We start from the raw sequence: 12,493 nt of genomic DNA on the forward strand, positions 1-12,493 counted from the left end.
GTCGTCGCCACCTCGCCACATCTAGCTAAGGAACACCACCGTGGGCCTGCCCCGCATTCCCCGCTATCCCATGCCCGCCGCCGAGGAACTGCCCGCCAACCGGGTCTCCTGGACGGTCGACCCGGCGCGCGCCGTCCTGCTGGTGCACGACCTGCAGAACCACTTCCTGGACGCCTTCGACGCCGAGGCCGCGCCGGTGCCCGAACTCCTCGGCAACGTCCAGGCGTTGGCGGAGGCCGCGCGTGCCGCCGGCGTGCCCGTCGTGTACTCGGCGCAGCTCGGCGGACAGAGCCCGGCCGAGCGCGGGCTGCAGCAGGACTTCTGGGGCCCGGGCATCCCGGCCGACCCGCGGGCCACCGCGATCGCCGACGCCGTCGCTCCCGCGTCGGGCGACACCGTTCTCACCAAGTGGAAGTACAGCGCCTTCGTGCGCACCGAGTTGGAGCAGCTGCTGCGCGAGCAGGGGCGGGACCAGCTGGTGATCACCGGCGTGTACGCGCACATCGGGGTACAGGCGACCGCCTGCGACGCCTGGATGCGGGACGTGCAGGCCTTCGTGGTGGCCGACGCGGTCGCCGACTTCGGCCCGGCGGAGCACCGCGGTGCGCTGGCCTGGGTGGCCGGGCGCTGCGGGATGGTCGCCACGGCGGAGACCGTGCTCGGGGCGATGGCTCCGGCCGCTGCGGCGGCCGGCCTGGATGCCGTGGCCGGCCTGGACGCCGCGGCCGGTTTGGACACCGCAGAGATCGACGTGCTCGAAGGGGTGGGCGGCAAGTGACGGGTACGGGCTTCACGGTGGAGCGGATCCGGGCCGAGGTCGCCGACCTGCTCGGCGAGGACCCGGCGGAGATCCCGCTGGACGAGAACCTGGTCGACTGGGGGCTGGACTCCATCCGGCTGATGACCCTCGCCGGGCGCTGGCAGGAGGAAGGCGCCGAGGTGGCGTTCGTCCAGCTCGCGGAGCGCCCGGCGATCGAGGCCTGGGCCGAGCTGCTGGGCGCGGCGTGATGGCGGCGGGGGTGGGCGAGGCGCTGCGGGACTCGGTGCGGGATCCGCTCCGGGAGCCGGTTCGGGACGGGGACCGGGACGCGGCCCGCGGGGCGGTGCTGCCCGAGGTGCCCGAACTGCCTCCGCTGCCGCGCCGGACGGTGCGCTACCCGGCCACCACCGCGGTGGGGCCGGTCGAGGCGCAGGCGGCGCGGACGCCGGACGCGCCGGCGCTGGTGCTCGCGGGTGGGGAGACCGTCGGCTACCGGGAGTTGAACGCCTCGGCCAACCGGCTGGCGCGCGCCCTGGCCGCCTGTGGGGCCCGCCCGGGTGCGGTGGTCGGCCTGGCGGCGTTCCGCCGTCCGGCGGAGCTGGTGACGGCGCTGCTGGCGGTGGCGAAGTCGGGTGCGGCGTACCTTCCGCTGGACCCGTCGGACACGCCCGGGCGGCGCGAGCGGCTGCTCGTGGAGAACGCTCCGGTCTGCGTGCTGGGGGAGGGAGTGCCGGGGGCGCTGGCCGGGCTGGAGACGGAGGGCGAGCTGCCCACCGACCCGCCCCGGGCGCTGACCCCGCACCATCTGCTCTGCGTCGGGTACGGCCCGGGCGGGCGCCCGAGCGCCGTCCGGCTCACCCACGCCGAGGCGGACCGCCGGGTGCGCGAGCTCCAGGCGGCCCACCCGCTCGGGCCGGGCGACCGGGTGCTGCAGCTGGGCCTGCCGCTCTGGGAGTACCTGTGGCCGCTGCGGACCGGCGCCGCCGTGGTGCTCGCCGACCCGTGGCAGGAGGGCGAGGTCGGGGCGCTGGTGCGGGAGTTGGGCGTGACGGCGGTGCGGGTGGCGCCCGGGGTGCTGCTCGGCGGGTGAGCGGGACCCGGGGCGCCGGGGGCGACGGCTGACGGAAGACGGTCGACGGGTAACAGATGACAGATGACAACTTTCAGCGAACAGATTTCGTTATCTGTTCGCTGAAAGTTGTCGGCCGTCATTCGTTCGTCGCTGCCGCCGACTCCGCCGACTCCGCCGACTCCGCCGCAAGATCCGCCGCCAGGTCCGCCGCCGTCCACGCCATCGCCACCGCGCCGTCCAGCACCGCCCGCTCCGCCTCCGCGCCCAGCGCCGCCTCGGCGAACGCCTCCTCGTGCGGGGCGCAGGCGCCGCCGGTGATGTCCAGCACCGGATGGATCGACGGCACCGCGTGCGACACGTTCCCCATGTCCGTACAGGCGAAGGGTCCGCTCTCGACCGGTTCCGGCCGGCCGAGCGCCGCCGCGTTGGCCCGCCACAGCGTCAGCAGCCGGGGGTCGGAGCGCATGTCCAGGTAGTCCGGCTCGGGTCGGGTCAGTTCCACCTCGCAGCCGGTGGCGAGCGCCCCGGCGCGGAAGCAGTCCTCGACCCGGGAGCGCAGTTCGGCGAGGTCCTCGGCCGCCGAGGCCCGGATCTCGTACTCGGCGCTCGCGCTGTCCGGGATCAGGTTCGGCGCCGTGCCGGCCGCCGTGGTGATGCCGTGCACCCGCCACTGCGGCGGGAGGTGCTGGCGCAGCAGCCCGATCGCGACCTGGGCGACGGTGAGCGCGTCGGCGGCGTTGCGCCCCCGGTGCGGGTCGAGGCTCGGGTGGGCGGCGCGCCCGGTGTAGCGGACGGAGAGCGTGCCGAGGGCGAAGGAGCGGAAGTCGGCGACCTCGACGGGGCAGGGGTGGACCATCATGGCCGCGTCCACCCCGTCGAACGCCCCGGCCTCCAGCAGCAGGGCCTTGCCCGCCCCGCGTTCCTCGGCCGGCGCGCCGATCACCCGTACGGTGAGCCCGAGTTCGTCCGCGTACGGGGCGAGCCCGAGCGCCGCGCCGATCCCGGCGGCGGCGATCAGGTTGTGCCCGCAGGCGTGGCCGAGTCCGGGCAGGGCGTCGTACTCGCAGACCAGCGCGACGGTGACCGGCCCGCTGCCGAGGCGTGCGTCGAAGGCCGTGGCCAGGCCGTGGGCGGGCGCGGTGACCGAGTAGCCGTGTGCGCGCAGCAGTTCGGAGCACCAGGCGGCCGCCAGGTGCTCCTCGAAGGCGGTCTCGGGGTGGGCGTGGATGCGGTGGCTGAGCGCGAGGAGTTCCGCCCGCAGGGCGAGGACGCGCTCGCGCACGGCCCGCTTGGCGGCGCTGGGTCCGGTGGGTTCGGTGGGCCCGGTTGGTTCGGTTGGTTCGGTTGGTCCAGTTGGTTCGGCGCTCTGCGGCAGCGGTTCGGTCTGGGGCACGGGTGGCGTCTCCGGGGTGTCAGGGGCCCGACCCTGCGGGGCCGTTGACCAGATCATATGAACTTAGATTAGGCTAACCTAAGTAAGGCGTTCCGGATCCCCCGAGGAGCTCTCCACCCCATGCCTGCCGTCGAAACCCAGATCGCCGACAGTCAGACCGTCGACAGCCAGATCGCCGACAGTCGGGCCGCCCACGGCCGGACCGTCGACGGTCAGGCCGCCGACGTCCCCCTGCTCGCCGCCCAGGCCGCCATCTGGTACGCCCAGGCCCTCGACCCCGACAGTCCGGTCTACAACACCGGCGACGCCGTCGAGATCACCGGCCCGCTCGACGACGAGCGGTTCGAACAGGCGCTGCGGCAGGCGGTGGAGGAGGCCCAGGCGCTGAGCGCCGTCGTCGTCACCGACCCGGACGGCACGCCCCGCCAGCGGCTGCGCCCCGGCCGCCACTGGCCGCTGCACCGCCTGGACCTGCGCGCCGCCGAAGACCCGGCCGCCGAGGCCGAGGCCTGGATGCGCGCCGACCTCGCCCGCCCGGCCGACCTCGCCGAGGGCCCGCTGTTCACCCACGCGCTCATCCGGCTCACCGGGGACCGCCGGCTCTGGTACCGCCGCATCCACCACCTCGCCGTCGACGCCTACGCGTTGACCCTCCTCGGTGACCGGGTCGCGGCCCTCTACACCGCCCTCGCCACCGGCGCCGAACCCGCGCCGAACCCCTTCGCCGGACTCGCCGAGGCCGCCGCCGAGGAGGCCGCCTACCGCGAGAGCGCGCAGTACGGGGCCGACCGCGCCCACTGGTCGGCCCGGATGGCCGACGCCGACACCCCGGCCACCCTCCCGGGCACCCCCGAGTCCGGCGCGTCCCCCGAGCCCGGCGCGTCCCCCGAAGCCGGCGCGTCCGGCGCATCGATCCGCCTCACCGCCGAGCTGCCCGCCGGCACCCGCGACCGCCTGGAGCGCGCCGCCGAGGCCGTCCGCGCCACCTGGGCCGAGCTGCTCCTCGCCGCCGCGGCCGGCTACCTGCACCGCCTGACCGGCACTCAGGACGTCGTCCTCGGCCTGCCGCTCGCCAACCGCCGCGGCCCGGCCGCCCTGCGCACCCCCGTCGCCGCCGCCAACGTGCTCCCGCTGCGCCTCGCCGTCCGCCCCGCCGACAGCGCCGAGACCCTGCTGCGCGCCGTGGTCCGCGAACTGCGCGCCGTCCGCCGCCACCAGCGCTACCCGCTGGAGGAGCTGCGCCGCGACCTCGGCCGCACCGGCGACCGCCGCGCCCTGTTCGGCCCGATGGTCAACATCAAGGCCTTCGAGAGCGACCTCGACCTGGCCGGCCTGCCCGGCACCGTCCGCAACCTCGCCGCCGGCCCGGTCGACGACCTCGCCCTGAACGTCTCGCCCGGCCCGGACGGCGCGCTGCGCCTGGTCATCGACGCCGACCCGGCCCGCTACGGGGCCGCCTCCCTCGCCGCCCACCGCGACGGCCTGCTGCGCTACCTCGACGCCCTCGCCGACCTGCTGCTCACCGACCCCCGGACGCCCGTCGCCCGGATCGACCTGCTCGACCCGGACGGCCTGCGCCGCGCCACCGAGGGCCGTACCGAGCCGCCGGTCGAGCGGACCGTGCCCGAGCTGTTCGCCGCCCAGGCCGCCCGCACCCCGGAGGCCGTCGCCGTCCGCTCCGGCGCGGCCGCGCTGACCTACCGGCAGCTCGACGTCGCCGCCAACCGGCTCGCCCACCGGCTGACCGCCCTCGGCGTCAAGGACGGCGCACCGGTCGCGATCGCCCTGCCGCGCGGCACCGACACCCTGGTGGCGATGCTCGCCGTCCTCAAGGCGGGCGGCGCCTGCGTCTCCCTCGACCTCGCCCACCCCGAGCGGCGCCTCGCCGCCGTGCTGGCCGACGCCCGCCCGGTCTGCGCGATCGGCACCGCCGAGGCCCTCGCCGGGCTCGGCCTGCCCGCCGGCCTGCCCGTCGTCCGCCCGCAGGACGCGGCCGGCGAGCCCGACACCGCCCCGCCCGCGCCCCGACTCGACCAGCCCGCCTACGTGTTGCACACCTCGGGCTCCACCGCCCGCCCCAAGGGGGTGGTGGTCACCCACGCCTCGCTGGCCAACCTGCACGCCGGCCTCGGCGAGGACCACGTCGCCCCCGCCCTGCGCCGCGCCGGCCGGGACCGGCTGCGCGTCGCCCACAGCGCCTCGTTCGCCTTCGACGCCTCCTGGGACCCGGTGCTCTGGATGGTCCACGGCCACGAGCTCCACCTGCTGGACGACGCCACCTACCGCGACCCGGCCGCGCTCGCCGCCCACCTCGACCGCGAGCGCGTCGACTACCTCGACCTCACCCCCTCCTACCTCGAAGTCCTGATCGCCGAAGGCATCCTGGACGAGGGCCGGCACCGCCCGTCCGTCCTCGTGGTCGGCGGCGAGGCCACCCCGCCCGCCCTCTGGCAGCGCCTGGCCGCCGTCCCCGGCCTGCACCCGGTCGACCTCTACGGCCCGACCGAGACCACCGTCGACGCCTACGCCTGGACCCCGGGCCCGGACGGCGCCCCGCGCGGCCGGGTGGTGCGCGGCTCCCGCGCCTACGTCCTGGACGGCTCGCTGCGCCCCGCGCCCGACGGCGTCACCGGCGAGCTGTACGTGGCCGGCGCCTGCCTGGCCCGCGGCTACCTCGGCCGCCCCGACCTCACCGCCGAACGCTTCCTCGCCGACCCCTTCGGCCCGCCCGGCAGCCGGATGTACCGCACCGGCGACCTCGCCCGGCGCCGCCCCGACAACACCCTGGAGTTCCTCGGCCGGGCCGACGACCAGGTGAAGATCCGCGGCTTCCGGATCGAGCCCGGCGAGATCGCCGCCGTCCTCGCCGAACTCCCGGGCGTCGCCCAGGCCGTGGTGATCGCCCGCCCCGGCCCGCAGGGCAAGCGCCTGCTCGGCTACGCCGTCCCGGAGAGCGGCAGCGCGCCCGACCCGGACGGGCTGCGCGCCGCGCTCGCCGCCCGGCTGCCCGCGCACATGGTCCCGGCGGCCGTGCTGCTGCTGGACGAACTGCCGCGCACCGCCCACGACAAGCTCGACCACCGGGCCCTGCCCGAGCCCGCCGCGGCCACCGAGGGCACCGCGGCGGCCACGCCCCGGGAGGAACTGGTCTGCGGCCTGTTCGCCGAGGTCCTCGGCCTGCCGCAGGCACCCGGCCGGGAGGCCTCCTTCTTCGACCTCGGCGGCCACTCGCTGCTCGCCGGCCGCCTCGCCGCCCGGCTGCGCGAGACCTTCGCCGCCCCGGTCGGCTTCGCCGACGTGTTCCGGCAGCCGACCCCGGCCGGCCTCGTCGAACTGCTCGACCAGGCCGCCCTGTTCGACCCGGCGGAGCCCGAGCACCGCCCCGCCCTGGTGCCCGTGCCGCGCACCGAGCGGATGCCGCTCTCGCCCGCCCAGCGCGGGCTCTGGTTCCTGCACCGCCTCGAAGGCCCCAGCCCCACCTACAACATCCCGCTGGCGCTCACCCTCACCGGCCCGCTCGACCGGCACGCCCTCGGCCTCGCGCTCGGCGACCTCGTCGCCCGGCACGAAGTCCTGCGCACCGTCTACGGGGAGGAGCCGGACGGCACGCCGTACCAGCGCATCCTCTCCGATTTCCGGCCCGAACTCCACGGGAGCACCGGAGAGCTGGCCGATGAAGTCCGGTACGCCTTCGACCTGACCGCCGAACCGCCGCTGCGCGCGAGCCTGTTCACCGAAGGCCCCGAGCGGCACACCCTGCTCCTGCTGCTCCACCACATCGCGGGCGACGGCGCCTCCACCACCCCGCTGCTGCGCGACCTGGCCGCCGCCTACAGCGCCCGGGCCGCCGGTCGGGAACCGGAACTGCCGGAACTCGCCGTCCAGTTCGCCGACCACGCGGCCTGGCAGCGGGAGCGGCTCGGCACCGCCGACGCGCCCAGCCCGCTCGCCGTCCGGCAGGTGGAGCACTGGCGCGCCGCGCTCGCCGGACTGCCCGACCAGCTGGAGCTTCCGCTCGACCGCCCCCGTCCGGCCGTCGCCGGCCACCAGGGGGCCACCGTGCCCTTCGCGCTCGGCGCCGAGGCGCACACCGCCCTGGCCGGGCTCGCCCGGGCCGCCGACAGCACCGTCTTCATGGCCGTCCAGGCCGGGCTCGCCGCCCTGCTCACCCGGCACGGCGCCGGCACCGACATCCCGGTCGGCACCCCGGTGGCCGGCCGGGAGGACGAGGAGACCGCCGCGCTGGTCGGCTACTTCGTCAACTCGGTGGTGCTGCGCACCGACACCTCCGGCGACCCGACCTTCCGCGAGCTGCTGGCCCGGGTCCGCGGCACCGTGCTCGCCGCGCACGAGCACGCCGAACTGCCCTTCGACCGCCTGGTCGAGGAGCTCAACCCGGCCCGCTCGCTCGCCCGCCACCCGCTGTTCCAGGTGATGCTCGCCTGGCAGAGCCGCCCGGACGAGCGGACCGCCCTGGGCGGCGGCCTCACCGCCGACATCGCCGCGATCCCCAGCGGCACCGCCAAGTTCGACCTCACCCTGAACGCCGGGGAACTGCCCGGCGGCGGCATCGGCGGCTTCCTGGAGTACCGCACCGACCTCTTCGACGCCGCCACCGTGGCCGCCCTCGGGGAGCGCCTGACCCGGCTGCTCACCGCCGCCGCGAGCGCCCCCGACACCCCGATCGGCCTGCTGCCGCTGATCAGCGAGGAGGAGCGGCAGCGCGCCCTGGTCGAGTGGAACGGCCCGTCGGTGGACACGTCTTCGGACGCCACCCTGCCCGAGCTGTTCGAGGCGGCCGCCGCCGCCCATCCGCACGCCGTGGCGGTGGGCTACCGGGACGAGCAGCTCGACTACACCGAACTCGCCGCCCGTGCGGACCGGTTGGCCCGGCTGCTGGCCGCCGAGGGCATCGGTCCCGGCACCATCGTCGCGCTCGCCCTGCCGCGCTCGCTCGAACTCGTCGTCGCCCTGCTGGCGGTGGCCAAGTCCGGCGCCGCCTACCTGCCGCTCGACCCCGACTACCCGGCCGACCGGCTCGCCTACATGCTGGCCGACGCCACCCCGGCCGCCCTGCTCACCGACCGCGCCACCGCGCCCCGGCTGCCCGCCCACGAGGTGCGGCAACTCCTGGTCGACGGGCCGGAGTCCGCCGCCTTCCCGGCCGTCCCGCTGGAGCAGCACGAGCGCACCCGCCCGCTGCGCGCTGAGGACACCGCGTACGTCATCTACACCTCCGGCTCCACCGGCCGGCCCAAGGGCGTGCCGGTCACCCACCGCAACGTGGTCCGGCTGTTCGGCGCCACCGACCACTGGTTCGGCTTCGGCGCCGAGGACGTGTGGACGCTGTTCCACTCCTACGCCTTCGACTTCTCGGTCTGGGAGCTGTGGGGCGCCCTGCTGCACGGCGGCCGACTGGTCGTCGTCCCGCACCTGGTCAGCCGCGACCCGGCGGCCTTCCTGGACCTGCTCGCCCGCGAGCGGGTCACCGTGCTCAACCAGACGCCGTCCGCCTTCTACCAGCTCAGCGCCGCCGACCGGGACCGCCCCGGCAGCGAACTCGCCCTGCGCTACGTGGTGTTCGGCGGCGAGGCGCTCGAACTCGCCCGGCTGGACGACTGGTACGACCGGCACGCCGAGGACGCGCCCACGCTGGTCAACATGTACGGCATCACCGAGACCACCGTGCACGTCTCGTACATCGCCCTGGACCGGGCGAGCGCCGCCGCCGGGAGCAGCAGCACCATCGGCGTCAACATCCCCGACCTGCGGGTCTACGTCCTCGACCAGCACCTCCAGCCCGTCCCGCCCGGTGTCACCGGCGAGATGTACGTGGCCGGGGCGGGCCTGGCCCGCGGCTACCTCGGCCGCCCCGAGCTGTCCGCCACCCGCTTCGTCGCCGACCCGTACGCCGCGCTGTTCGGCGAGCGCGGCACCCGGATGTACCGCTCCGGGGACCTCGCCCGGCGCCGCGCCGACGGCGTCCTGGAGTACTTCGGCCGCGCCGACCAGCAGGTCAAGCTGCGCGGCTTCCGGATCGAACTCGGCGAGATCGAGGCCGTGCTGGCCGCCCACCCGGCCGTCGCCGACGCCGCCGTGGTGGTGCGGGAGGACGTGCCGGGGGACAAGCGGCTGGTCGGCTACGCGGTCTCCCCGGTCGGCGCCGTGGGACCGGTCGGCACCGCCACCCCGGACGAGCTGCGCGCCCACGCCGCCGCCGAACTGCCCGCCCACATGGTGCCCTCCGCCGTCGTGCTGCTCGACCGCCTCCCGCTGACCGCCAACGGCAAGCTCGACCGCCGCGCCCTGCCCGCCCCCGAGGCCCCCGCCGCAGGCGCCGGCCGCCCGCCGCGCACCCCGCGCGAGCAGCAGCTGTGCGAACTGTTCGCCGAGGTGCTGGGCGTGGCCTCGGTCGGCGTCGAGGACGACTTCTTCGCACTCGGCGGGCACTCGCTGCTGGTCGTGCGGCTCGCCGGGCGGATCCGCGAGGTGCTCGGACTGGAGGTCGGCATCGGCGCGCTGTTCCAGGCGTCCACCGTGGCCGCCCTGGACGCCGCCCTCGCGGTGGGCGCGCCCGGCGCCGACGCCCTGGACGTGCTGCTGCCGCTGCGGCCCGTCGACCCCGGCCGGCAGCGCCCGCTGTTCGCCGTCCACCCGGCCGGCGGCCTCAGCTGGTGCTACACCGGCCTGATCCGCAACCTGCCCGGCGAGGTGCCGATCTACGGCCTCCAGGCCCAGGGCGTCGGTGCCGCCACCGCCGAACTCCCGCTGCCGGAAACGCTGGAGGAGCTGGCCGCGCACTATGCCGGCCGGCTGCGCGAGGTCCAGCCGGAGGGCCCGTACCGGCTGCTCGGCTGGTCCACCGGCGGGATCATCGCGCACGCGGTGGCCGTCCGGCTCCAGGAGCTGGGCCAGCAGGTCGAGTTGCTCGCCATCCTGGACGCCTACCCGGCCGAGGGCTTCCGCGAGCTGCCCGTCCCCGACCAGGCCGAGGCGCTGGAGGCGCTGCTCACCATGGGCGGCTTCGGACCGGAGGACCTCGACGGCCTGCCGCTCGAACTCGGCGCCGTCACCGCGCTGCTGCGCCGCGAGGGCAGCCCGCTCGCCGGGCTGGACGAGAGCACCGTGGCCGCGCTGAACCGGATCTACCTCAACACCAACCACCTGGTGCGCGGCTACGACCACCGCCGCTTCGACGGCGACGTGCTGTTCTTCCGCGCCACCGTCGACACCATCGACGACACCCTGGTGCCCGAGCTGTGGACGCCGTACGTGTCCGGCCGGATCGCCAACACCGACGTGGCCTGTTCCCACAAGGACATGACCCTGCCCGAGCCGATCGCGCACATCGCGAGCGTGATTGCCGACCACCTCAAGCAGTCCGACAAGCAGTCCGACAAGAAGACCGACGATGGAGAAGACCACCGATGAGTGACGCCCCCGCCAACCCCTTCGACGCCGACGGCGAGTTCCTCGCGCTCGTCAACGCCGAGGGACAGCACTCCCTGTGGCCCGCCTTCGCCGCCGTCCCGGCCGGTTGGACCGTCGCCCACGGCCCCTGCGAGCGGCCGGCCGCCCTGGAGTGGATCACCGCGCACTGGACCACGCTGTGACCCCTCCGGCAACCCCTCCGGCGGTCCAGGCCCCGGCGCGCCCCCTGCTCGCGGGGCGCGCCGCGGTGGTGGTCGTCTACACGGCCGCGATGTGCATGAACGGCCTGGACTCGACCATCGTCAACCCGGCGCTGTTCAGCATCGCCGAGGACTTCGGCCGCCCGGTCTCGGCGGCGAACGCCGTGGAGACCGCCTTCCTGGTCGGCCTCGCCCTCGGACTGCCGGTGGCCGGCTGGCTCGGCGACCGGTACGGCGTCAAGCGGGTCTTCCTCGGCTCGCTCGCCGCCTTCACCCTCGCCTCCGCGCTCTGCGCGGCGGCGCCCGGCCTGGGCACGCTGTCCGCCGCCCGGGCCGTCCAGGGCGTGGCCGGCGGGCTGCTCACACCGGTCGGGATGACCCTGCTGTTCCGGGCCTTCGCCCCGCACGAGCGGGCCGGCCTGGGCCGCATCCTGATCGTCCCGACCGCGCTGATGCCCGCCCTCGGGCCGCCGCTCGGCGGCTTCCTCACCGAACACCTCTCCTGGCACTGGTTGTTCCTGGTCAACGTGCCGATCGGCGCGGCCGCCGTGCTGATCGGGCTGATCGGCCTGCGCGGTGAACAGGAGCCCCCGGCCGGCCGCTTCGACACCACCGGCTTCCTGCTCGCCACCCCCGGCCTCGGCCTGCTCACCTACGCCCTCGGCTTCGGCCCGGCGCACGGCTGGACCTCCCCGGGGGTGGCCCTCGGCGGACTGCTCGGCCTGGTCCTGCTGGGCGCCGCCGTACGGCACCAACTGCGCACCGCCGAACCCCTGGTGGACCTGCGGCTGCTCGCCGACCGCACCTTCGGCACGGCGAGCTGGCTGGCCCTGCTGACCTCGGCCGGGCTGATGGGCGCCCTGTTCGTGCTGCCGCTGCTCTACCAGGCGGCGCGCGGCGCCACCGCCCTGGACGCCGGGCTGAGCGTCTTCCCGGAGGCGATCGGCCTGATGGCCGCCTCGCAGGTGGTGGACCGCCTGCTGCCCCGCCTCGGCCCGCGCCGGCTGGCCCTGCCCGGGCTGCTGCTGGCGGCGGCCGTGCTGGCCGCGCTCGGCTTCGCGGAGAACCCGTGGGCCGTACGGGCGTTGATGTTCGCCGTCGGACTGGTGCTGGGCACCGCCGTGCTCACCGTCCAGATCGCCGGCTTCGCCGATGTCCCGCCGCCCGCGATGGGCCGCGCGATGGGCCTGTTCACCATCCTGCGCACCCTCGGCGGCGCCCTCGGCATCGCCGCCACCGCGGCCCTCATCGGCGCGTTCGGCGACGGCGCGGGCGCCGGACCGTACCGGCTCGCCCTCGGGCTCACGGCGGCCCTGGTCGCCGCCGGCGCCCTCCTGGCCGTCCGCCTCCCGGTCGACGCCCCGGGCCCGCCGCCGGAGGACTGAGCCCTCAGGAGGTGGTCGTCCGCCCGGCCGCGTCGTGCGGCCCGGCGGACGACCACCGCACCGGGCACGGGAGCAACGCCACCGTGCCGGATCGACCCGCCGACCGACCCCGACAACGACTCGAGCGGGAAGCCCATCCGCGACTACCCGCGGATGGGCTTCCCGCTCTACCCGATCGTGGACCCCGGAAGAAGACGGTGACGCCGTTCCCGGATCCCGACCGCGACCGCCGGCGGCGATCAGGGGTGAGGT

The 12,493-nt window shown here is 76.0% G+C and carries 6 protein-coding genes and 1 pseudogene; 6 read left to right on the forward strand and 1 reads right to left on the reverse strand.

Going from position 1 to position 12,493, the window contains the following annotated elements; all coding sequences use genetic code 11:
- Nucleotides 1-40 precede the first annotated feature (40 nt).
- From ACFY4B_RS05825 to ACFY4B_RS05835, 3 genes and pseudogenes are all read left to right on the forward strand, one after another.
- Nucleotides 41-658: pseudogene (locus ACFY4B_RS05825) on the forward strand (isochorismatase family protein); the annotation flags it as partial.
- 116 nt (nucleotides 659-774) lie between these two features.
- Nucleotides 775-1,008 carry a phosphopantetheine-binding protein gene (locus ACFY4B_RS05830; RefSeq protein WP_049657883.1) on the forward strand — a complete coding sequence of 78 codons (234 nt, stop codon included), beginning with the start codon at nucleotides 775-777 and terminating at the stop codon, nucleotides 1,006-1,008.
- On the forward strand, nucleotides 1,008-1,850 hold the full coding sequence (locus tag ACFY4B_RS05835; RefSeq protein ID WP_049657881.1) for an AMP-binding protein: 843 nt from the start codon (nucleotides 1,008-1,010) through the stop codon (nucleotides 1,848-1,850). Before ACFY4B_RS05830 ends, ACFY4B_RS05835 begins: the two co-directional genes overlap by 1 nt.
- A gap of 118 nt (nucleotides 1,851-1,968) precedes the next feature.
- Here ACFY4B_RS05835 and ACFY4B_RS05840 read toward each other — a convergent pair whose 3' ends face one another.
- A complete protein-coding gene (locus tag ACFY4B_RS05840; RefSeq protein WP_387966622.1) occupies nucleotides 1,969-3,114 on the reverse strand; it encodes an amidohydrolase in 1,146 nt (381 codons plus the stop codon).
- Nucleotides 3,115-3,345: 231 nt separating this feature from the next.
- On the opposite strand from ACFY4B_RS05840, the gene ACFY4B_RS05845 reads away from it, so the two are divergent.
- The 3 genes from ACFY4B_RS05845 to ACFY4B_RS05855 are packed head-to-tail and all read left to right on the forward strand — an operon-like array spanning nucleotide 3,346 to nucleotide 12,241.
- A complete protein-coding gene (locus ACFY4B_RS05845) occupies nucleotides 3,346-10,656 on the forward strand; it encodes an amino acid adenylation domain-containing protein (protein WP_387966624.1) in 7,311 nt (2,436 codons plus the stop codon).
- The gene (locus ACFY4B_RS05850; protein WP_049656914.1) at nucleotides 10,653-10,838 is read left to right on the forward strand and encodes an MbtH family protein; all 186 of its coding nucleotides are present in this window, start codon (nucleotides 10,653-10,655) and stop codon (nucleotides 10,836-10,838) included. The genes ACFY4B_RS05845 and ACFY4B_RS05850 overlap by 4 nt, the downstream gene beginning before the upstream one ends.
- Nucleotides 10,835-12,241 carry a DHA2 family efflux MFS transporter permease subunit gene (locus ACFY4B_RS05855; protein ID WP_375874448.1) on the forward strand — a complete coding sequence of 469 codons (1,407 nt, stop codon included), beginning with the start codon at nucleotides 10,835-10,837 and terminating at the stop codon, nucleotides 12,239-12,241. The genes ACFY4B_RS05850 and ACFY4B_RS05855 overlap by 4 nt, the downstream gene beginning before the upstream one ends.
- Nucleotides 12,242-12,493: the final 252 nt, after the last annotated feature.

Origin of the sequence: Kitasatospora sp. NPDC001261, from assembly GCF_042896795.1 — a bacterium.
Classification (GTDB): Bacteria; Actinomycetota; Actinomycetes; order Streptomycetales; family Streptomycetaceae; genus Kitasatospora.